Annotated in this window: 21 protein-coding genes and 1 pseudogene; 16 read left to right on the plus strand and 6 right to left on the minus strand. The window is 46.1% G+C overall.

Annotation, left to right across the window (positions count from 1 at the left end):
- Positions 1-160: 160 nt before the first annotated feature.
- Entirely contained in the window at positions 161-2,602 is a 2,442-nt protein-coding gene (locus ASN18_RS11950; RefSeq protein WP_157072964.1) for an ATP-binding protein, read from the minus strand.
- A gap of 196 nt (positions 2,603-2,798) precedes the next feature.
- On the opposite strand from ASN18_RS11950, the gene mqnE reads away from it, so the two are divergent.
- The 4 genes from mqnE (at position 2,799) to ASN18_RS11970 (ending at position 5,769) form a co-directional block, all read left to right on the plus strand.
- On the plus strand, positions 2,799-3,857 hold the full coding sequence (gene mqnE / locus ASN18_RS11955) for an aminofutalosine synthase MqnE (RefSeq protein ID WP_085052982.1): 1,059 nt from the start codon (positions 2,799-2,801) through the stop codon (positions 3,855-3,857).
- A 418-nt stretch (positions 3,858-4,275) separates the two neighbouring features.
- Positions 4,276-4,764, plus strand: a complete 489-nt coding sequence (locus tag ASN18_RS11960) for a YybH family protein (protein ID WP_085052983.1) — start codon at positions 4,276-4,278, stop codon at positions 4,762-4,764.
- A gap of 11 nt (positions 4,765-4,775) precedes the next feature.
- Positions 4,776-5,291 (plus strand): nuclear transport factor 2 family protein, encoded by a 516-nt coding sequence (locus ASN18_RS11965; protein WP_085052984.1) that lies wholly within the window; start codon positions 4,776-4,778, stop codon positions 5,289-5,291.
- A gap of 61 nt (positions 5,292-5,352) precedes the next feature.
- Complete coding sequence (locus ASN18_RS11970) at positions 5,353-5,769, plus strand: ferritin-like domain-containing protein (RefSeq protein ID WP_085052985.1); 417 nt, start codon at positions 5,353-5,355, stop codon at positions 5,767-5,769.
- A gap of 25 nt (positions 5,770-5,794) precedes the next feature.
- Here the strand turns inward: ASN18_RS11970 and hemW are convergent, their stop codons facing one another.
- On the minus strand, positions 5,795-6,952 hold the full coding sequence (gene hemW / locus ASN18_RS11975; RefSeq protein WP_085052986.1) for a radical SAM family heme chaperone HemW: 1,158 nt from the start codon (positions 6,950-6,952) through the stop codon (positions 5,795-5,797).
- Positions 6,953-7,120: 168 nt separating this feature from the next.
- On the opposite strand from hemW, the gene mazG reads away from it, so the two are divergent.
- Both mazG and lipA read left to right on the plus strand, forming a co-directional pair.
- Positions 7,121-7,903 (plus strand): nucleoside triphosphate pyrophosphohydrolase, encoded by a 783-nt coding sequence (gene mazG, locus ASN18_RS11980; protein WP_085053000.1) that lies wholly within the window; start codon positions 7,121-7,123, stop codon positions 7,901-7,903.
- The gene (gene lipA, locus ASN18_RS11985; protein ID WP_236861712.1) at positions 7,893-8,756 is read left to right on the plus strand and encodes a lipoyl synthase; all 864 of its coding nucleotides are present in this window, start codon (positions 7,893-7,895) and stop codon (positions 8,754-8,756) included. Before mazG ends, lipA begins: the two co-directional genes overlap by 11 nt.
- A gap of 10 nt (positions 8,757-8,766) precedes the next feature.
- On the opposite strand, the gene ASN18_RS11990 is transcribed toward lipA, so the two are convergent.
- Both ASN18_RS11990 and ASN18_RS11995 read right to left on the minus strand, forming a co-directional pair.
- Positions 8,767-11,127, minus strand: coding sequence for an ATP-binding protein (locus tag ASN18_RS11990; protein WP_157072965.1), 2,361 nt, complete (start codon positions 11,125-11,127; stop codon positions 8,767-8,769).
- Positions 11,124-11,987, minus strand: coding sequence for an ABC transporter substrate-binding protein (locus ASN18_RS11995; RefSeq protein ID WP_236861713.1), 864 nt, complete (start codon positions 11,985-11,987; stop codon positions 11,124-11,126). The genes ASN18_RS11990 and ASN18_RS11995 overlap by 4 nt, the downstream gene beginning before the upstream one ends.
- A 247-nt stretch (positions 11,988-12,234) precedes the next feature.
- Between ASN18_RS11995 and ASN18_RS12000 the strand changes: the two genes are divergently transcribed.
- The 6 genes from ASN18_RS12000 to ASN18_RS12025 all read left to right on the plus strand — a co-directional run bounded on the left by ASN18_RS12000 (position 12,235) and on the right by ASN18_RS12025 (position 17,490).
- On the plus strand, positions 12,235-12,960 hold the full coding sequence (locus tag ASN18_RS12000) for a pyridoxine 5'-phosphate synthase (RefSeq protein WP_085052989.1): 726 nt from the start codon (positions 12,235-12,237) through the stop codon (positions 12,958-12,960).
- A complete protein-coding gene (acpS, locus tag ASN18_RS12005) occupies positions 12,957-13,325 on the plus strand; it encodes a holo-ACP synthase (RefSeq protein ID WP_085052990.1) in 369 nt (122 codons plus the stop codon). Before ASN18_RS12000 ends, acpS begins: the two co-directional genes overlap by 4 nt.
- Positions 13,326-13,341: 16 nt before the next feature.
- Entirely contained in the window at positions 13,342-14,907 is a 1,566-nt protein-coding gene (locus tag ASN18_RS12010) for an NAD(P)H-hydrate dehydratase (RefSeq protein ID WP_085052991.1), read from the plus strand.
- 41 nt (positions 14,908-14,948) lie between these two features.
- Positions 14,949-15,515 (plus strand): hypothetical protein, encoded by a 567-nt coding sequence (locus ASN18_RS12015; RefSeq protein WP_085052992.1) that lies wholly within the window; start codon positions 14,949-14,951, stop codon positions 15,513-15,515.
- Positions 15,516-15,518: 3 nt separating this feature from the next.
- Complete coding sequence (locus ASN18_RS12020; RefSeq protein WP_085052993.1) at positions 15,519-16,160, plus strand: radical SAM protein; 642 nt, start codon at positions 15,519-15,521, stop codon at positions 16,158-16,160.
- Between the two features lie 82 nt (positions 16,161-16,242).
- Positions 16,243-17,490 carry an aspartate kinase gene (locus ASN18_RS12025; protein ID WP_236861714.1) on the plus strand — a complete coding sequence of 416 codons (1,248 nt, stop codon included), beginning with the start codon at positions 16,243-16,245 and terminating at the stop codon, positions 17,488-17,490.
- Positions 17,491-17,537: 47 nt separating this feature from the next.
- On the opposite strand, the gene ASN18_RS12030 is transcribed toward ASN18_RS12025, so the two are convergent.
- Positions 17,538-17,945 carry a response regulator gene (locus ASN18_RS12030; protein ID WP_085052994.1) on the minus strand — a complete coding sequence of 136 codons (408 nt, stop codon included), beginning with the start codon at positions 17,943-17,945 and terminating at the stop codon, positions 17,538-17,540.
- 54 nt (positions 17,946-17,999) lie between these two features.
- The gene (locus tag ASN18_RS12035) at positions 18,000-18,908 is read right to left on the minus strand and encodes a sulfite exporter TauE/SafE family protein (RefSeq protein ID WP_236861715.1); all 909 of its coding nucleotides are present in this window, start codon (positions 18,906-18,908) and stop codon (positions 18,000-18,002) included.
- Between the two features lie 247 nt (positions 18,909-19,155).
- On the opposite strand from ASN18_RS12035, the gene rpsL reads away from it, so the two are divergent.
- The 4 genes and pseudogenes from rpsL to ASN18_RS12055 form a co-directional block, all read left to right on the plus strand.
- Positions 19,156-19,527 carry a 30S ribosomal protein S12 gene (gene rpsL, locus ASN18_RS12040; protein WP_085052995.1) on the plus strand — a complete coding sequence of 124 codons (372 nt, stop codon included), beginning with the start codon at positions 19,156-19,158 and terminating at the stop codon, positions 19,525-19,527.
- Positions 19,528-19,661: 134 nt separating this feature from the next.
- Positions 19,662-20,132 (plus strand): 30S ribosomal protein S7, encoded by a 471-nt coding sequence (rpsG, locus tag ASN18_RS12045; protein ID WP_085052996.1) that lies wholly within the window; start codon positions 19,662-19,664, stop codon positions 20,130-20,132.
- 47 nt (positions 20,133-20,179) lie between these two features.
- Positions 20,180-22,264, plus strand: a complete 2,085-nt coding sequence (gene fusA / locus ASN18_RS12050; protein ID WP_085052997.1) for an elongation factor G — start codon at positions 20,180-20,182, stop codon at positions 22,262-22,264.
- A 150-nt stretch (positions 22,265-22,414) separates the two neighbouring features.
- Positions 22,415-22,490: pseudogene (locus ASN18_RS12055) on the plus strand (GTP-binding protein); the annotation flags it as partial.

The raw sequence follows: 22,490 nt of genomic DNA on the forward strand, positions 1-22,490 counted from the left end.
TTACTGCCCCATGACAATTGATGTACTATAATTGGCGAATAAACACTGGAGGTACCGCCGTGAACTACAAAGAGATACAACACACACTGGAAAGCAGGAATCCATTCTTTAAGGTTGAACATAAACAGGGCATATTTATTCATTTTGCAACTGGCTCTACTTATAAAAACATCTTATTTTGAACAATAGGCAGGCTTATCGTCACTGTAGTACCCTCGCCTTCTATACTTTCTAACTTAATTGTGCCGTTATGTCGTGATATTATCCCCTCCACCATAGACAATCCCAGACCCTTGCCTGAACCTACTTCTTTTGTCGTAAAGAAAGGTACAAACGCCCGCTTCACAGCGTCCTCAGACATTCCTATTCCGTTGTCCTCTATCTTTATTTGAACTATTTCACCCTCTGTACCTGCCTGCGAAGTAACGATTCGTATTGTTGGCTGTTGTGTGCCGATGTCTTTAACCGCCTGAACAGCCTGAAAGGCATTTTGCAGTATATGGTAGAGACATTGATTTATCGCCCGTGATTCACAAAGATACGGTGGCAACTGTGCGTATTCCTTGAGGATTGTCACCCTGTTGTCTACACATAGCGATAATGCCTCGTCGATACACTTATTAATATCCACTTCCTCTACGTCAGATTTGTTGAGACGTGAAAATGTCCTCAACCCGTTGACGACCTCCATAATTCTCTCAATACCCTTATTAGACGTGGCGATTTTCGTATTCATCATAGAGAGCGAGTTGAGCTGCTGAGATAGTTCTTCATCTGATGGAGGCTTTTGAAGTATTCCGCATTGTTTTATGAATTGCTCAACTTTAGATAGATTTCTTTGGATGGAGCTTACAGATGCTTTAATAAAAGACAAGGGATTATTTATCTCATGTGCTATGCCTGCCGCCAGGGTAGTCAGAGACTCCGTCCTGTCCAGCTCTATGAGCTGAAGTTCTTGTTTTCGCAAAATCACGCTGGCAATAATACTTGCAATATTTTTAAAAAATACCTCATCTGCATCATTTCGTTCATAGCCCGATGGCACATGGATAGAGATTACTCCCAACAGCCGGTCTGTCTGTTTGTCTGTTGAAACAATTGGCACACAATACTGACCGTGCTCGGGCATAGCATCGTAAGTAATCGTGTGTCTACTGTCCCTACAATCACTGGAAAACACTATTTCCTTCGTAGAGGCCGCCAGCCCGCACAGGCATTTACCAGATGGTACAACTGCACACGCCGCAATATGTGCATCACTAAGCCCACGTTGTACAGCAAGTTGAAGGACGTTCAGTTTCTCATCATAGAGAAAAATACACCCTCTGGGTACTAAGGAACTCTGAGTATGTGCCAAAAGAACATCTAATTTCCTTTGCAGGTGTACCTCAAGGGATTCAGATGACAACGACAGCCTCAGAACGGAGTTAATGGTTTCCTGCTCTTTTACATGTTTATCAACAATAGCCTTTTGTTCCAATAACAGAGCCTTTTGTTCTAATAACAGAGCCTTTTGCTCTAATAACAGAGCTTTTTGCTCTAGCACATCATTATAGCTTTCCTGTAATCTTTGTCTTGATTTAGTTCTATGAATTAGAAATGCACCAATCAAATAAAGCACAAACATCGATGATATTACTAAGAAGACATTCTTCTTTATCTCCTGCCCTGCTTCAGAAAGTTCAAAAAGAAAATGCGTATTCCAAACAGTACTATTATCATGTGTCCCTGAAATTATATATTCCTTAGTCCGTGATTTCTCCCCTGCCTGCTGCGTGTGGCGGAGTGTAACGAAGTGTATACCATTTTTTTCTGATTCATTAACAATCGGCAGTGGCGGCAATGGCTCGCTGGCATACGACTTCGTGTCTTTTAACATTTTTAAGGTATCTTCCGATAGCTTGTGTCTTGTGTGGTAGAGATACCGCTTATCATTGGTATGAAAAATAACACCATGGTCATCCTCAATAATCAGTATCTCTTCTCTATGTGTGCTGTTATGAGAAGCTACGTTTACATCGTATTTTATCACGGCAACCCCGATTATCTCATCGCCGTTCCTTACAGGATGTGACCTATAGTAACCGAGTATCTTTGTTACAACTCCGACGGCTATGTCCTCAGTTGGTATCCCGTTCATGGCATTCTTGAAATATTCTCTGAACCCCAAATTCTTGCCTACTAAACTGCTGGCATCTTTATAGTTGCTTGAAGCGACAGTAATACCGTTCTTATTAATTATATAAGCAACAGATGCACCGATAGCATCATTGAACTTCAATAAGTATTCGTTCATCTCATTTTGAATTTTTTCATTTTGAATTTTTGTATCAGGGGGATACTTTAAGTATTCTATGATATGAGGACGTTCTGATAACAATTTAGTGTAGATGCTGTAGTTGTTTACCCTGTCTAACAAATAACTGTTGTATGTATTTAAACGCACTACGATCTCTCCATTGATTTTTCTTATCATCCTGTTTTTTGTCCAGGAGGCTGTAATGACTGACAATGCTATAGTGGTTATCACAATAACAGCTATCAAACGCGGCGTATTTAAATAACTTATAATGCGCTTATCCTGGGTTTCGCTATTTATCATATCAGTTTTCACAATACTACTGCGTTATCCGGTGTGAGTTTAACACTCATGGGGTTTAAAAAATATATTAGACTGTATTAACTGTAGATTAAGTATAACAGTCGTCACCGCCATGCTGTCAATAGGTAAAACATATATCACATGTGTAATAAACTTAACATGTGTATGAAACCATCTGTATATGTTAGAATAAACCATGCATTTAAATGTGCTTGACAAGGTTTATTGTGGGGAGCGTCTTGGCAGGGACGACGCGCTGGGGCTTTTTAACTCTGATGACCTGTTTGACACGGGCAGGGCTGCCGCCTTCGCCGCGCAACAACGACACGGCAAGAAGGTCTACTACACGCGAAACCACCACATTAACCCGACTAACATATGCGTCAACCGGTGCCGGTTCTGCGCATTCAGCCGCTCAACGGGGCAGGACGGCGCATACGCGATGACCATTGACGATATACTTGCAAAGCTGGCCTCCACGCACTCACCATTTAATGAACTGCACATCGTCGGCGGCCTTCATCCAGACTGGCCGTTTAGTTATTATCTCGACCTGATTTCAAGGATTAAGATACAGTACCCTCGCGTTCAGATTAAGGCGTTTACTGCCGTCGAAGTTGACCATTTTACGAAACTAAGCGGGCTGGGGCTTCAGGGCACGCTTGCTGAGTTGAAATCACACGGGCTTGATATGATGCCAGGCGGCGGGGCTGAGATATTTAATGAGACTGTACGCGCGCGCCTCTGCCCGGAGAAAATCCCCGCTGCCCGCTGGCTTGAAATCCACGAGGCCGCCCACACGCTTGGCATTAAGACAAACGCCACAATGCTCTACGGTCACATCGAATCCTTCGGCGACAGGGTTGACCACCTCATGGCGCTGCGAGCGCTGCAAGACCGTACAGGGGGGTTTCAGGCATTTATTCCTCTTTCATACCAGCCTGTTGCCAGTGTAGCAGATGTAACGCCTTCCGGCATAGACGACCTTAAGACAATAGCCGTCAGCCGTATAGTCCTTGATAACTTCCCGCACATCAAGGCATACTGGATTATGCTTGGCGAGAAGATATGCCAAATAGCCCTGTACTTCGGCGCCACAGACATTGACGGCACAGTAATAGAAGAGAAAATTGCCCACAGCGCCGGTGCGTCATCCGCCGAGATGCTTACAACTGAGCAAATGATTCACCTGATCACGCGCGCACAGAAAGAGCCAGTTGAGCGCAGCGCCACCTATGAAGAACTATCTATTTAATATCTGCCTGGCACATTCAAAACACATTATCATAAATAAATCACATAGTTATTCATATCTATTGTCAAACAGAGCGTTACCTCTTCGTAACATCAATCTTCACTTATCGTTTAACAACTTGCATAACACCGTACTTGGGTTTTGGGTGAATAGGAACATATGGGGTACATATCGGCTGAAAACGTAGTATTTATGCGGGTTAGCAGTTCAAAAAGCTCAAAAACGATAGATACACGTCCACTTATTATTAACCCAGTAGGACATTTTTACTTTGGTAAAAATAGGACATTTCTATTTTGGCTTGACATGTTCAAGTCGCATGTTGACATAACTGTTGGAATAATATTACCATTTCTTGGGGCTCCGGTTCTGGAGCTTGATATTGGTTTAATTACGGATTATTTGGGGGTACGATTATATGAAAAAATTAGCGGCACAAATGCTCTTAGCCGGTGCAGCTATAGTATCGGCGGGGATGGTCTTTGGCGAAGCTGGTAAGAAACCTACCGTTGAACCGGCAAAAACTCAGGCTAAAAAGACTTTCGATACCATAAATCAGGCATATGAAAAGGGTGATATAAACACACTATTAAGTAATATCGCCTCTGATGCTACCCTTACCCTTATCGGCGTAAACGACGGTAGCTTCTATGCCGGATATGAAAATGTTAAAAATGCCCTAAAAAAAGCAGCCGAAATACGCTCCGCATATAAGTGTAAGACCGCAGAACAGATAATTAAACTAAACAATGCAAGCGATGTGGCATGGATAGCCCAAAAGAACGATTGCACTTTTACCACAGCTGAAAAGACCACTAACGTGACAATAAGGTCTACAGCCGTCGAAGTAAAAAAAGGTGGCAAGTGGCTGCTTATCCAGTCTCATGACTCCATAGGCACACCGTAATAACTGTATGGATGATGATGATTAAAAAGGCGCTGTATGTGTTGATAGCCGCGGCAGCGGTACTGATTGTTAGTGGAAATGCCATGTGCGGCAGTGGTAAGCCCATTGGGCCAGAAATGTTCAAGGCACAGGTAAAAAAGGTTCTGGACGATATTAACAACGCATTTTTGAATGGTGATATCGATGGCTTTTTTAAGTACGTAGCCCACGACGCAGACATTGTCGCCGTTGACATTCTGACCGGAGATTATTTGGTCGGATATGACAAGGTTGTGCAGCATATGAAAAAAGCAGCCGACATGAAGGCTACCTATAAGTGTACGCTTCTGGATGAGACTGTTCATGTAAATGCCTCCGCAAGGGTGGCATGGACAGCCCAGCTTAGCGACTGCACTATCACTATTGACGATAAACCCGTATCAGTAAAGATCAGATCGACAGCCACGTTCGAGCGCAGAGGAGGCAGCTGGCTCCTTGTCCAGGAACACGACTCTGTCGGTTTGCCTAATACTAAAAACACCAAATGACATACCCAAAAATGCGGCAGCTTGGGTTATTCTAACATCAGTTTACAGGAGGGAGTTATCTATGGCAAGCGCAGAATTGAAGAACATTATGAACGAGGCAATCGCAAGGGAACTCAAAGTAAGTATTCAGTATATGTTTCAGCACATAATGATAAAAGGGAAAAGGGCCAGGTTCATCGGTTCGGAGCTACGGGCAATTGCTATCGCCGAGATGCTCCATGCAGAGAAAATAGCTGAAAGGCTTGTCTACCTCGGTGAAATCCCAACCACTACACCTAAACCCGTTGACATCACAGGCACAGAGATGGAAATCATCCAAAAGGATATAGACGAAGAAGCATCTGCAATCGAGCTATACAAAAGAATCATAAAAATGGCCAACGACGAGGGCGACTCCACTACAAGACTCCTGTTCGAGCAAATCCTCGCCGAAGAAGAACTGCACCATCAGACCTTTCAAACACTCTTAGGGGAGTGACAGACCACCCCCCCACCTGTCTTATCTATAATTGGTCAATTAAAGACCCGATGATTCGGTTGCTGACGAGGAACCCCTTTCTCGTCAGTCTGAAACTGCTCTCATCAAGTGTTGCAAGTCCGTTTTCTATAAGCCCTGAAATTGTGATACCGGCCAATTTATCTATATGAATGCCTTCTGATGTTCTAAGCCCAAGAAATATGTCTTCTTTGAGCCTTTCGCGGCTGTCAATAATCATATGCTCATAAACTGGCAGCGTGTCGTGTTCTACTGCGGTCAGATACTGCTCAACGTCTGCGACATTTGAGCTTCTCACAGGCTTACCGGCTGGTATGTTCAGGTGTGAATGCGCCCCTGCCCCTATCCCGGTATAAAACTCCCGCCGCCAGTAGTTCTGGTTATGACGGCATTGAAAACCCTCTGCGGCGAAGTTTGAGATTTCATAGTGGCAGAGTCCCGCGCTGTTAAACAGTTCTGCTGCCGAATCATACATTGCGGCAATGTCGTCCTCACAGGGAAGGGCTGCCTGTCCACTTTTGACACGCCTGCCAAACGGCGTTCCCTCCTCAGGGGTCAGCTCATATGCAGATATATGCGGCGGTGAGAAGGAAAGTGCCGTCCTGATGTTTCTTATCCAGCAACTAGTACTCTGCCCCTCGAGGCCATATATGAGGTCAATAGAGAAATTCACGAAGTACTTTTTTATAATATCTAAGGCATTAGCTGCCCCTTGCGAGTCGTGCAGGCGGCCCAGAGATTTTAGCTCAGCATTGTCGAAGGACTGCACCCCCATGCTTATCCTGTTTATACCGGCTTGTCTGAGGCTGCGGAGTTTTTCGTCGTCAACGCTTGATGGATTGACCTCCAGTGTGAGTTCTGCACTGCCTTCTATGGTGAAATTATTATTTATAAATTCAAGCAGCCGCGCAATTGATCCCGCTTCAAACACAGAGGGCGTGCCGCCGCCGATATAGATAGTTTTCAGTGTGCCGATTTCGTCTTTTCTCAAAGTTAGCTCGCGTCTCAGGGCACTGACATAGCGGTTTTCTATTTCGGTCTCATACGGTATCGAGAAAAAATCGCAGTACGGGCATTTCCTCAGACAAAACGGGATGTGTATGTAAAGAGAACCTATATGATCTCTACGCCGCCTGTTGACATATCTCCCCCGTTTTGTTAGCATAATAGTATGCAGGCTGCGGTTGGGCTACAGCCCCTGTAACCGCTTCCGGGCGCCCAGGCTGCTGTAGGGCCTGAGGTCCCCTTAATCCCTTTTCCGTTCATGTTATATTATTACAAAAACATGCCAGCTATTGACACATCTATATGCCTATTTGATAATATTCTTCTGATGAGACAAGAGCTGACCGGATTTAATGATTTTAAAGACCTTGTTGGAATAATGGACGCTCTGAGGGCTGAACAGGGCTGCCCGTGGGATAAGGAACAAACTGAACACACGCTCTTGGCATATCTAATCGAAGAGACTCACGAACTAATAGAGGCCGTAGAGGAGGGAAGGCCCGAAAGGATTCGTGAAGAGCTTGGTGATGTCCTCTTTCAACTGCTCTTTTTTGCCCATATTGCAAAGGAAAAGGGGCAATTTGACATATACGACGTTATCTCTGGTATATGTGATAAAATGTTAACAAGGCACCCGCATGTGTTTGGCGGCGCTGTGTGCGAGACCTCCTCAGAGGTGCTTAAACAATGGGATGAGATAAAGAAATCAGAGGGCAGGCACGCGCAGTCCTCTCTATGCGGCATACCTATAACCCTGCCGTCGCTGCTGCGGGCGTTTATGGTTGGTGACAGGGCCTCACGCGCAGGGTTCGATTGGAAAAAGACCGCTGATGTGCTCGATAAACTCGACGAAGAACTCAATGAATTTAAAGAGGCCGTCAACGACCCCGCCAGAGCCGAAGCAGAACTCGGCGATATACTTTTTACCATAGTAAATGTCGCAAGATTTATCAAGGTCAATCCAGAGGAGGCGCTAAGAAAAACTATAAACCGGTTCATCGGGAGATTTCAACATATGGAGCAGAATGCGAAGTGCCGGAGTAAACCTCTCAGAGATATGACAACCGCCGAAATGGACGCCCTGTGGGAAGAGGCAAAGCGTGAAGGATAAAATGGAAAGACTCCCTGACTGGTTAAAGACCAACACATTTAGCAGTCTGAGGCAGACAAAGCGCCTGCTTCGCCAAAACCGCCTCTCAACAGTGTGTGAGGAGGCCAGATGCCCCAATCGCGGCCACTGCTTCAGCCGCCCTACTGCTACCTTCATGATTCTTGGCAAGGACTGTACGAGGAGCTGCGGGTTTTGTTCAGTCTCTCATGTGAGGCCATCAGCCGTAGACGCAGGGGAGCCAGAGCGCGTTGCCGCTGCGGCAAAGGCAATGAACCTGACACACGTGGTAGTAACCTCCGTTACACGCGACGACCTGCCAGACGGCGGGGCCGCACACTTTGCCGCTGTAATCACAGCCATAAGAGGGGAGCTGCCGGATGCAAAAATAGAGGTCCTGACGCCGGACTTTAAGGGCAGTCTTGAGGCATTGCACAAAGTGCTTGACGCAGAGCCTGACGTGTTTAATCACAACGTAGAGACCGTGCCGTCGTTATACTACAAGGTGAGACCTCAGGCCGATTATGGGGTGTCGTTAAGGGTTTTGTCTGAAGCTAACAATTACTCATCGAAAGTAAGAGTAAAATCCGGCCTGATGGTTGGACTTGGCGAGAGTTTTGACGAGGTCATGGCAGTTCTGAAGGATTTAAAGGCCAGTGGGTGCAGCTTTATAACAATAGGGCAGTACTTACGGCCAAGAAAGACCAACATTGCGGTCGTGGAGTATGTGCTGCCGGAGGTGTTTGACTTATACAGGGTAAAGGCACAAGAGCTGGGGTTTGACGCAGTGGCCTCTGCCCCGCTTGTAAGAAGCTCGATGGACGCCGCTCAGATGCTCCAAAAGCCCATAATATGACATGCCATGTCTATAAATCCGCCTGAGAGAGTGCGTCCTGCTGAGCGCTTGCTTCTAAACTTATCACAAACTCTGCACCATTGTCAGTATTTCTAACTGTCAGGGTGCCGCCCATATTTGTTTCCACTATTGTTTTTGACATATAAAGCCCAAGTCCGGTGCCTTCTCTGCCCTTTGTCGAATAATACGGCTCAAAAATTTTATCTATTATGTGAGCCGGAATTCCACCGCCGTTGTCTCTTATAGAAATAATTATTTTATCTTTCACTTCATTGTTTTCAATGGTTAGCTCTATCTGCCCACGAATTTGAATCGGGGTGCTGCCGTCAGAATTTATAGCGTCCTTTGCATTATTCAGGATGTTAAGCAGTACCTGTTTGAATTCATTTGGATATCCCTCTGTAAATGGTAATGTATCAGGGGCGGTATTTATCAAAACATCTATGTTGCTTTTACTGAACACCTGCATAAACATTGACAGTAGTTCTTCTATGGTTTTTCTCACATCAAAGACTAACTTCTTCTTTGAGGGCTTGAAAAAATCCCTGAAATCATCTATCGTCTTTGACATAAAAAATATCTGATTCATCGTTGTGCTGACAATCTGTTCTATTGTGTTTTCGTTAAGTTCGCCGAAGTTATACGAGTCCTTTATATCCTGTACGTTTAGACCTATGGCATTGAGAGGCTGCCTCCACTGATGTGCTATTAGTCCGATCATTTCACCCATTGCCGCCATTTTAGACTGCTGTATGAGTATCTGCTCATGTATCAATCGCTTGTCTGTCTCCTGTGTTATGCGCTGCTCCAGTGTCCGGTTTAATTCCACTAACTCCTCTTCCATATGCTTGCGCTCAGTTATGTCTGTGATGAAACCATGCCAGATGACAGAGTTGTCTGCCTCCTTTTGCGGCTTTGAGCTGGCAAGCACCCAGCGCATCGTACCGTCGTCAAACAGCAAACGTATCTCGTGGTGCCAGTGTGTCAGGTCTTGTGCTGATTTATTGACAGAAGCAATAACGCCGTCGTAATCGTCCGGGTGTATGACGCTGAATACTACAGAGGCATCTTCTCTGACTTCATTGGGGTCAACACGGAATATCTCACGAAAGGCTGCGCTGGCGTAAGGAAAACAACTGCTGCCATTCTTGTGCAGTCTGAACTGGTATATTGCTCCCGGGACATTATCTGCTATATTCTGCAGCAGATTTAATGTTAATTCATTTTGTGACTGCGCCTTCTTACGTGCTATCATCTCATTTAGCAAATCCTTATTTGTTTCAATTAGTTCACGGGTTTTCTCCTCAACTAGTACGTTGAGGTGGTTCTGGTGCATTCTTAATTCTTTGATCATCTTGTTAAAAGAATCAGCTAATACGCCGACCTCATCGTCAGACTTAATATCTGCAGTAACAGAGCGTGAGCCTTCGGATATCTCCTGCGTAACCTTGCACAATGTCTTTATAGGTTGTACGACTTTTAAAGACACACGGCGTGACATATAAATGGCAGTTAACAACAGGATAGCAATTGACGGCAGCACGGCAATTTTTAGTATCATCCTCTCTCTGTAGGCCTTTTCACCCGATGCGGCAAATACCAGGGTGCCTATTTGTTCTGTCTCATACATAATAGGTTTGACCCCAACATAGTACACTAACCCACCAAGCACCATCTCCATAGTGAGTTCCCTTTGGTTGGTGTTTGCACTACCAATCATTGCAATAAGATTTGGATCAGTCATTATGCTGGCATTAGTCATAGTAATTGCCTGCGGGTGCTCACCGTTGTAAACAATCATATCTGTTCCAAATTCAGCCTTCATTTGTGACAATAAGTCATAGTCCAGGAGTTTGATAACCTCTAATACACCAACCGGGTTACCTTTTACCCTGATTTGCACAAAAGAATCAAACCCGACCCCTTTGTTTGTTTTCATAACGGCGCATATGTCTTTTTCTCTAAGTACCTGTGTTACTATTTTTTTGGAAATGTCGTTGTTATATTCCGTTGGGACCCTGTAGTTCCCACCTGCCAGCGCTAAACCTTCGTGATTGTAGACCCTGATACTACTTGCTCCTAACAATGTCTGTATTCTGGGCAGTTCGTCTAAAAGGGCTTTATTATCCTGACGCTCGGTCATAGCCACTATATCCTCGCTTTCAGCTATTGAGCGGGCGTTGTCGAGAAATCGATGTTCCATGAAATCAAACTCCTCATCAACCCCTCTGATACCGTTTCTGAGCATCAATCCGAAGGTTTCAGCAATCTGTCTCTCCATCAGTGTTACGCAGACTATGATGATTATCAGGGCTGGAATTATTGTCAGAGGAAGAAAATTTACCAGTATTCTGTTTTGTAACTTTTTCATTGACACGTGTAATTTCTAGTAGCAAGAGGAGTAAACAGCGCCTTGTTGAACCTCATTTTCCCGTAGTAACAGATTATCTCCTGTCCATCTACAGATGTAATAAAATCAATAAACTTCATAGCTGACTCAAAATTAACCCCGGGAACCTTAGCCGGGCTTACGGCAATAACGCCGTAAGGATTAAATAATTTCCTGTCTCCCTCTACAACTATAACGAGTTTCAGAGGTTCCTTGTTAAAAATATATGTACTTCTGTCAGACAGGACATACGCCTTTTGGTCTGAGGCCGCTCTAAGCATTGTAAGCTGGTCTTTTTTCTCGGTCATATACCATTTACCAGATGGTTTGACATTGATAAGATTCCAAAGAATAAGTTCCCTTGCATGAGTGCCGGATTTATCACCTCGTGAGATAAAATCGGCCTTTTTATCTGCAATCACCTTCATGGCAGAAAGCACATCCTTTTCTTCTTTTAATTTCAGAGGGTCTTCGGGTGGGCCAAGTATTACATAGTCATTATACATGACGTCTTTCCTGTTAATTCCATAGCCTTCTGTTACAAATTGATCCTCTGCCTCTCTTGAATGGATTAAAACAACATCGGCAGCCCCTTTTCTGGCCAGATTCAGAGACTCTCCGCTTCCCACCATTAATACCTCTACGCTAACGCCGTACTTTTTCTCGAAGACTGGCACAAGTCTGTCTAACAGGCCGGATTCAACAGTCGTTGAGCTGGTAGCAAGCCTTAAAACGTGTTTGCTGCCCTCGGGAGATTTGCCAGAGTGCTTCTGGCAGCCGGATGCAATCAGACAAATTGCTGAAAACAATGCCAATATTGATGATTTTAATAAACTTTTCACTGTAGTCAGTAGAACACCCCAAAGTAGTATATTCTGCGTTTCCCTCTATTTCGCGTAACTATAATATCATTTCTCTTCTTGTTAATTCAAAAGAATTAATTCAGGAGACATATACCCCACAGGATTAATAGATACAACTTTTCTAATACGTTGAGCCTTGCCCCGGGGATATGTGTTTCCTTTATCGTATCCAATATTTTAATATATATAATAGTGCGTTACTGGCACCTAATCAATTGGAGGCAGGATGATCTTAAGCGTTAATGTTGACCATGTGGCAACTGTCAGACAGGCCAGGCTTGGCAGCGACCCTGACCCTGTAGCTGCAGCAGTCCTGGCCGTACTAGGCGGTGCAGACGGTATCACAATCCATCTGAGAGAAGACAGAAGACACATCATCGACAGAGACCTTGATGTGCTGCGCCAAACACTGAGCGTCCCGTTAAACCTGGAGATGGCAGCTACTGATGAGATGATTGAAAAGGCTGCTGCCACGCTGCCCGCTATGGTAACGCTTGTCCCTGAAAAAAGACAGGAACTTACTACAGAGGGCGGCCTTGATGTACAGTCTAATGGGGAGCGCCTTAAGGATGCAGTTACACGGCTTCACGAGGCAGGTATTGAGGTAAGCCTGTTTGTCAATCCATCACCTGAGGACGTGGAGATTTCTCTTATAACCGGGGCAGACCGTGTGGAAATCCACACCGGTACCTATGCAAACGCATCAACACCGCAAATTGTAAAACAAGAACTCCAGAAGATATTGGCAGCAGTCCAAAAGGCAGCAGAACTTGGGCTTACAGTAAACGCAGGTCACGGGTTAAACTACCACAATGTACAGGCAATCGCTGGCATTAAGGCAGTCAGCGGCCTCTACATAGGACATGGCATCATCTCCAGGGCCGTCCTGGTTGGCATGGAGCAGGCCGTCAGACAAATGAAAAACCTGATAACGCAAGTAAGACGCCCATGATATTCGGCATAGGGGTAGACATCGTCGAAAATGAGAGGATAAGGGCGGCACACCAGCGATGGGGACAGAGTTTTCTCGACAGGGTCTATACGCATGGTGAACTTCGGTATTGTTTTACAAAGAGCGACCCTGTTGATTCCCTATCGGGGAGATTCGCCGCAAAGGAGGCCTTTATCAAGGCCGCAGGCAGCTCTAAGGCCGCTCTCAAGGATATTGAGGTCATAGTTGACAAATGCGGCAGACCATCGTTAGAGCTGCATAACTCTGCAATGGAGTTTACTGCTGTCAATGAGATAAACGGCAGCCACCTGAGCATCAGCCACCAAAAACGCTACAGCGTAGCTGTGGTAGTGTTGGAAAAATGAGGAGGGCACTAAGTTCATGAAAGTAGTCACTGGCGGGCAGATGCAGCAGATAGATGCAAAGACAATCGAAGGCATTGGAATCCCTGCGATGGTACTAATGGAGCGTGCCGGTGTGGTTACAGCCGCGCGTATAGTAGAGAAGTTTCCACCTTGTGATGTGTGCGTATTGTGCGGCCCGGGCAATAACGGCGGCGACGGCATCGTGGTGGCTCGTGAGTTATATAATCATGGATTCAATGTGCGTGTGTTCATTGCCTCCCACATGGAGGGGCTTAATGACGACTGCCGCTTTCAATATAAAATAGCCGAAAATTTAGGCATCGAAGTAATCTTTAAAAGCAATATAAAGGAGGCCGACCTCAGGGATTCGCTGGTAGTAGACGCCCTGTTTGGAACAGGCCTGAATAAACCGGTTAAAGATGCCCTTGCAAAGACCATTGAGACGGTAAACTCCCGGGGCAGGTCAGTGATCTCCGTAGATATACCAAGCGGCATATCTGCTGACAACGGTGAGATCCTTGGCAAGGCGATAAGGGCTAATGCCACTGTAACATTCGGACTGCCAAAACGCGGGCACCTGCTTTATCCAGGGAAAGACCACACAGGAGAGCTGTTTGTCGAAAACATTGGGTTTCCATATCAGTTTCTGAATTCAGATACGATACACTGCGACCTGGTTGAAAAGACATTTATGTCGATGCTGATACCCTCAAGACCCCCCTATGCCTACAAGGGGAATTTTGGTCATGTACTGGTTGTCGGGGGCAGCATGGGCAGGACTGGGGCTGCGTTAATGACGGCCAGGGCCTCGATGAGGGCAGGGTCTGGGCTTGTCACTATAGGAGTTCCGGTGTCTTTGATGGATGCATACCAGGCCAGAGTCACCGAGGAGATGACACTGCCGCTTGCAGACAAGGGAAAGGGAAATTTCTCTAAAAAATCCATCAACGACATACTTGACTTCGCCGAGAAGCGCTGTGATGTGATAGCGCTTGGCCCAGGCATGGGTGTGGATAACGACACCGTAGAGATAGTAAAGGAGATAATAGCCAACTCCACAGTGCCGGTAGTAGTTGACGCCGACGGGATAAACTCACTTGCGCTGATGAAATATCATGACAGAATAAGCGCCCTGAACACATCGGCCTCCCCGGTGATAATAACACCTCATACGGTTGAGATGGCAAGGATTTTAAGCGACACAAGATCAAATCTGACCACAAAATGTGTAGCGATAGAAAGGGACAGAATAGAGACGGCCTCATCGTTTGCCGCCGAATCCACATCCTATGTAGTGCTCAAGGGGGTGCCTACGGTTACGGCAGACCCGGAGGGAAATACGTTTATAAATCCAACTGGAAGCCCATCGATGGCTACGGCGGGGTCGGGTGATGTCCTGACAGGTGTCGTGGCATCCCTGATAGGACAGGGCCTTCCACCTCTCTATGCAACCATTCTGGGTGTTTATCTGCACGGCCTGACTGGTGAAATTGCTGCAACGAAGACCGGCCTGCACTCAACAGTGGCCTCAGACCTCATCGACAACATCAGCCCGGCGATTAATTTCCTGTTAAACGACTAATATGCTGTGAAAAATGATGACCAGTTTGGGCAGTTAAAGACGTGAGCTATAAGGACTTCATTAAGACCAGCGATGGGACGTATGATTTTGGATATATTACACCGGAAGTAGGAAAGGCCATTGGCAGGCAGTCAGCCCCGATTAGATTAGAAGAAGGTGACAACAAATATGGAAAGCGTCACATTGATAAAGCCGACAATGGTAAACGTCTTGATAGAATTAAACAGGAAAGATACACGGGGAGCGATGATTTTATCCATGATATTGCCAATAATTATACGCAAATAAGACAAGATTATGGAAATAAGTTGATGTTGGTAAAAAATAATAGCATAGATAAGGTTTGTGTTATTGAGCTAGTCCACCATGATGATGGTGATTTTTACAGGGTAATCACTGGCGGGATATTTAAACCCAAATACATAGGAAAATTCGCGCTGCTCTGGGATAGATGCACCACACTACCCATTAAACCTGAGCTGTCTAACCCCCTTAATACGGCAACGCCTAAAAACACCCAGGGCATTACCGCTGGGCGCACGGAGCAAAGCAACGCTACTAACTTTAGTATACCAAAACCACAGAACGGTGTCAAGGAGGAGGAATAACCGTTGAAGGTATGTGAAATCTTTACAAGTATTCAGGGGGAGTCGTCATATGCCGGTCTGCCCTGCACATTTGTCCGCCTAACGGGATGTAACCTGCAATGCAGCTACTGTGACACACAATATGCCTATGACGAAGGCGTTGATATGACGATTAGCGAAATCGTCGAACAAGTACTCAGTGCTGGCACACATCTTGTTGAAATCACCGGCGGTGAACCCCTTATGCAAAAAGAAACAGTAGCCCTCGCCAAACAACTCTCCAGCACGGGCAATCGTGTACTTATTGAGACAAATGGTTCATTAGACATAAGCTGCTTGAAGCACATCCCGCTTGTTACGGTCATAATGGACATAAAAACACCATCAAGCGGTATGTCAGGCAATAATGACTACGCAAATATAGCACGGTTGACACGCGATGACGAGGTGAAATTTGTCATAGGCTCGCGCGAGGACTACACATGGGCAGTAAAGATAATCCGCCAATACGAGATGGACAGTATATGCAAGGTTCTGATGTCGCCAACAGAGACATCAATCGCACCAGCAGCATTAGTAAAGTGGATTCTTGACGACGGCCTGAACGTAAGACTAAACATACAGCTTCATAAATATATCTTTGGCCCTGACCTAAGGGGCGTCTGAGGGCAGAGTTAAAATGGTATAGATTTTTACACACGCATTATGCTTTACTAATGCCCTTAGTAAATATAATTAGATTGGAGGCATGACCGCAAAAATGCTCGGTAAAAAACTCATAGTACAAAAATATGGAGGCACCTCTGTTGGCACCAAAGAGAGGATTATGGCGGTTGCCGAAAGGGCAGTGAAAACCAAAAGACAAAACAACGGTGTAGTGCTTGTCGTATCCGCAATGGCCGGTGAGACAGACAGATTGATTCGTATGGCCGGTGAAATGCACGAAAACCCGCCCGAGAGAGAACTTGACATGCTTCTGTCAAGCGGGGAGAGAATCAGTGCAGCGCTCACTGCGATGGCCATTGAGTCGCTTGGTGAGCGGGCAGTCTCGTTGACCGGGCGTCAGGTAGGAATTATTACCGACTCCATGCACACCAGGGCAAAAATAGAACAGGTGAAGGCCGAACGTGTCAGGCAGGCCATTGATGATGGTATGATTGCCGTAATTGCCGGGTTTCAGGGCATAACCGTAGACTTATCAGATGTTACAACGCTTGGCAGGGGAGGGTCTGACCTTACCGCCGTAGCAGTTGCGGCAGCGCTGAAGGCCGACCTCTGTGAGATATACACAGATGTTGACGGTGTGTATACGGCAGACCCGAATGTGGTGAAAAACGCAAGAAAACTGGATAAAATATCTTATGACGAAATGCTTGAACTTGCCAGCCTCGGCGCCAAGGTGCTGCAGAGCCGCTCTGTTGAATTCGCAAGCAAGTACGAAGTGCCGCTTGTCGTACGTTCGAGTTTTAGCGGCGAACCAGGCACTCTCGTTATGAAGGAGGACAAGGATATGGAAAATGTAGTAGTCTCAGGGATTGCCTGCGATAAGAATCAGGTTAAACTTACGGTGATGGGTGTGCCGGATAAGCCGGGCATAGCTGCAATTATATTTAAGGCAGTTGCCGAAAAGGGCATTGTTGTGGATATGATAGTGCAAAACGTCAGCGCAGACGGCAGTGTTGCCGATATATCGTTCACCGTGCCAAAGACCGACTCAAAGGGCGCGCTTGAGATAACACAATCAGTTGCAGACTCCCTCGGCGCAAAAACAGTAATCATTAAAGACGACATAGCAAAGATCTCAATCGTAGGCGTTGGGATGAGGATACACTCCGGGGCCGCCGCCAGGATGTTTCAAACCCTGTCGGACAACAATATTAATATACTGATGATAAGCACATCGGAGATAAAAATCTCCTGTGTCATTGAAGGCAAATACAGCGAACTGGCGCAGCGCGAACTCCACGAGGCCTTCGGGCTTGGTAAGTCCGGCTGACAGAGGGCAGCAAGCCGCGGGGTATGCTGAACCGTATAAATCCAGGTTCAGCACTGGTTCAGTATCCCTATGTCTGTCAGCATCTCCGCGATAGCCTTTTTACTTACAGGCTTTACCAGATATGCCGTACAGCCGCCTTTGTGGTATGCCTTTACTATGTCATCTGCCTGATTCAAGGCGGTAGTCATTACAATCTTTGCCTCCTTTGAAGGCATATCAATGCCAACCTCCTCTTCAAAGCTACGCATTTTCACCAGCGCTTCATTGCCGTCCATTATGGGCATCATTATATCAAGACAAATAAGGTCATAGGGCTGCTTTTCTTCATGTGCCATTACAAATGCCTCATAGGCTTCCTTTCCATTAAATACGACATCGCAGTCGCCATAATGTGCCATCATACCTTGCAATACAGTACGATTATTAGGGTCATCATCGGCTATTAGTATTTTCATATCGATATTACCTCCACCATAACATTATTATAATTATTATATCACAAAACATAATTATTGAAAATACTGGTAAGCATATCGAAGCGCTATAATATAAAATATAACTGACAGGATTAGTTTAATCGTCTTCTCAGGCATGTGTTTTTGCACCCGCGCCCCTAAGTACATACCGGCGAAGCCGCCTGCGCCAAAGAGAAGCCCTAATGGCCAGTCCGGCGGGGCCGTCGCACCGTTTACAGGGATAAGGGCATAGAATGCAACCCCAAAGATGGATGTAATAAACGTCCCCATTAGGGCAGGCCCGGCAACGGTGTAAACAGGGAGGTTAAAGAGTGTTACACAAAACGGGGCAATTATAGCCCCGCCGCCTATCCCATAGGTGCCCCCAACAATGCCTACTATAAAGGCCAGCGTAAACATAGACATCGTGTTAAAACTCAGTGTCTCACCCTTAAAATCATACGACACACGACTCAACGACATAGAGGCGTTTGAGATGACAACCGGGCTGGTTATATTGGCAGCCGGGGCAGCCGTTTTTCCCCCGGTGGCTTTGCTCAATGAACCCAAAAGCAGCCTCGTTCCTATGTAAAGCAGTACGGCAGCAATAAACAGCTTGAACTTCCCGGGTTCAGGGAGATACTTAACCCTCAGATAATAACCTATGAAGACCCCCGGGATAGTGCCGATTATTATTATCCACGTGAGAGGCCAGACCATCTTGCCTTCTTTTATGTAGCGGTAAACACCGCCCGGTATTCCAACAACATTATAAAGCAGATTAGTGGAGTTTACAGCCGGCGATGTAAACTGAAGAAAACTCACCTGAAAGGGAAGAATAAGGACAGCCCCGGAAACTCCCCCCATCGATGTAAAAAATGAAAGGACAAAGGCAAAAAGAGGCGGGATTAAAACAGAAGTCGTAACGCCTGAGGCTGTGAATGTTATGTTTAGTAAATCCATGTCACACCCATTTCACCACCACAAATCGATAAAGTTAAACAATAGCAAACTAACACAATGCTTGCAGGGCGGTCAATACCCTTTCAAAATTATTGGGCAGCCGATATGTTTTTTTAATAATATATGATATTCTTGTTGACAAAAGAAAATCATTGTGGTAGTATCCAGTTCTTTGAAGGCAGGATGTGTGATAAAAGGGTTGGTAAGCCCGATTTGACATTGACTTACAGAAGATAGTGGAGGGATATTGCCTACAATAGCACAGTTAGTAAGAAAGGGTAGAAAGGACGTAATAAAGAAGACGAAAAGCCCGGCACTGCAGAGGTGTCCGCAGCGCCAAGGGGTATGCACGAGGGTATATACGACAACGCCGAAGAAACCGAACTCTGCCTTGAGAAAGGTTGCAAGGGTGAGGCTGTCAAACGGCCTTGAGGTAACGGCATATATACCGGGCGTAGGGCATAATCTTCAGGAGCACTCAATGGTGCTGATACGCGGTGGGAGGGTGAAAGACCTGCCAGGCGTAAGGTATCACATAATAAGAGGCTCGTTGGATACGGTAGGAGTAGCGGACAGAAGGCGTGGACGTTCCAAGTATGGAGCAAAGAAGCCTAAGTAAGTTATCCCAAAGGACTATCCTAAATATTTACCAAATATATTAAGGAATAACCTGTAGGGCTGACATTGTGGTTATTTGCGTGTCAGCAGCAGCGGAATATGAACACTAAAAACTATATGCCGTGAGGTAATATTATGCCAAGAAGAAGAGTAGCAGAGAGAAAAGAGGTCCTGCCGGACCCCAAGTACAATAGTAAGATAGTAGGGAAGTTCATTAATATTCTTGTCGAAGACGGTAAGAAGGCGATAGCGGAGAAAATCTGCTACGGGGCGTTCGAGATAATGAAGACCAAGACAGGCGACGACCCTCTGAAGATTTTCAAGGCGTCAATAGAGAATGTAAAACCGTTGATAGAGGTTAAGCCCCGCCGCGTTGGGGGCGCTACGTATCAGGTGCCGGTTGAAATAAGGCAGCAGAGGCGTCTGGCCCTTGCATACAGGTGGATAATAAACTATTCGAGGCAGCGCCAGGAAAAGACCATGACAGACCGTCTTGCAGGCGAGCTCCTTGATGCATTTAACAACACTGGCTCTTCTGTAAAGAAAAAGGAAGATACCCATAAAATGGCCGATGCAAACAAGGCATTTGCGCACTACCGCTGGTAGGCGATAAGCTGGATAATATAGAAGAAGCAGAAGGATAAGAGAGACCAATGGCAGACGAGAGATTCCCTCTTGAGAGGACGAGAAATATCGGAATAATGGCGCACATAGATGCGGGCAAGACCACCACGACCGAGAGGATTCTCTACTACACAGGGGTAACATATAAAATAGGCGAAGTACACGACGGGACAGCCGTAATGGACTGGATGCCCCAGGAACAGGAGCGCGGGATAACAATAACATCGGCAGCAACGACGTGTTTTTGGAAGGACAATAAGATAAATATAATTGATACGCCGGGGCATGTGGACTTCACAATAGAAGTGGAAAGGTCGATGAGGGTGCTTGACGGTACTATAATAGTCCTCGATGTTGTATCAGGCGTTGAGCCGCAGACTGAGACCGTGTGGCGCCAGGCCGACAGATATAATGTGCCAAGAATAGCGTTCTTAAATAAAATGGACAGGGTTGGTGCAGACTATTACATGTCGGTAAACTCAATGGTGGAGAAACTTGGTGCGAACCCTGTGCCGGTGCAAATCCCAATGGGTGCAGAGGATAAATTCCTTGGGCCGATAGATTTGGTGAAGATGAAGGCATACTTTTACGACGACGACTCACTGGGGGCCGGGTTTAGAGAGGCCGATGTGCCGGAGGAGTATGCAGAGCTGGCGGCTGAGTACAGGGAAAAATTAATAGAGTCGGTGTCTGAAATAGATGACCACCTGACAGATAAATACCTCAACGGCGTGAAGCTGGAAGTGCATGAGATAATGTCGGCCCTGAGAAAGGGCGTGGCAGACAGGATGCTGGTGCCGGTGTTTTGCGGTGCGGCTTTTAAGAATAAAGGGATACAGATGCTCCTTGACGGGGTGGTGGATTATCTGCCCTCGCCGCTGGATGTGCCGCCAATAGCAGGGATAGCACCTGCAAGCGGTGAGACGGTTGAGCGGCGCCCCTCAGATGACGAACCATTTTCAGCCCTTGCATTTAAGATAATGACCGATGTATACGTAGGGCAGTTGACCTTTACCCGTGTCTACTCCGGGGTGCTTAAGTCAGGCTCATACATATATAATTCGACGAAGGATAAAAAAGAAAGGATAAGCAGGCTTGTGAGGATGCACGCAAGCAAGCGCGAAGAGATAGACGAAGTCCGTGCCGGTGACATCGCCGCCGTAGTGGGCTTGAAAAATACGCTTACCGGGGATACGCTTTGCGATGAGAAAAGCCCCGTGATTCTGGAATCAATACAGTTCCCCGAACCGGTTATATCGGTTGCCATAGAGCCAAAGACAAAAGACGACAGAGACAAGCTCTACGCATCGTTAAATAAGCTGACGCAGGAAGACCCATCGTTCAAAGTCAGGTTTAATGAAGAGACCGGACAGACGTTGATAGCAGGCATGGGCGAGCTGCATCTGGAGATAATAGTTGACCGACTGCTGAGAGAATTTAAGGTGGGTGCAAATGTTGGGAAACCACAGGTGGCCTACAGAGAGACTGTAAAGGCGGAGGCGCACGGCGACGGCAAGTACATAAGGCAGACCGGAGGGCGCGGCCAGTACGGACATGCAAAGATAGTCCTGATACCACTTGGCAGAGGGGCAGGATTTGAGTTTGAAAATAAAATCGTGGGCGGCTCAGTCCCAAGGGAATACATAGCGCCCATAGAGACCGGCATAAAGGAGGCCCTGAACAATGGCGTCATTGCAGGATTTCCAGTGGTTGACGTAAGGGCGGAGTTATACGACGGTTCATACCACGAGGTAGACTCCTCTGAAATGGCCTTTAAGATAGCAGGGTCGATGGCGATGAAAGAGGCGATGAAAAAGGCCTCCCCCGTGCTGTTAGAGCCAATAATGGACGTTGAAGTTGTCACCCCCGAAGACTATATGGGCGATGTCATAGGAGATATAAACAGCAGACGCGGTAAGATTCACGAGATGACTAAAAGGGGCAACGCGCAGATTATAAAGACAACGGTGCCGCTTTCGGAGATGTTTGGCTATGCAACAGACCTGCGCTCACGTACGCAGGGCAGGGCAAGCTATTCGATGCAGTTGGCACACTATGACGAGCTGCCTAAAAACGTGGCAGAAGAAATAATTAAAAAAATTAAGGGTATATGATTTTTTTTGTTGACATAGGGTATTGCGGCGTGCTATAGTTGTAGTTTCCTATAACAGGATAGAGAATGATATGATGCCGGTTAGGTATTGCCATTTGAGACCGGTTGAGATTGCATAAGATAAAGGAAAAGGAGACAAGGAGGACAGACAATGGCAAAGACCAAATTTGAGAGGACAAAGCCGCATGTAAACGTGGGTACAATTGGGCACGTTGACCATGGCAAGA

This window comes from Candidatus Magnetominusculus xianensis (assembly GCA_001541255.1).
Classification (GTDB): domain Bacteria; phylum Nitrospirota; class Thermodesulfovibrionia; order Thermodesulfovibrionales; family Magnetobacteriaceae; genus Magnetominusculus; species Magnetominusculus xianensis.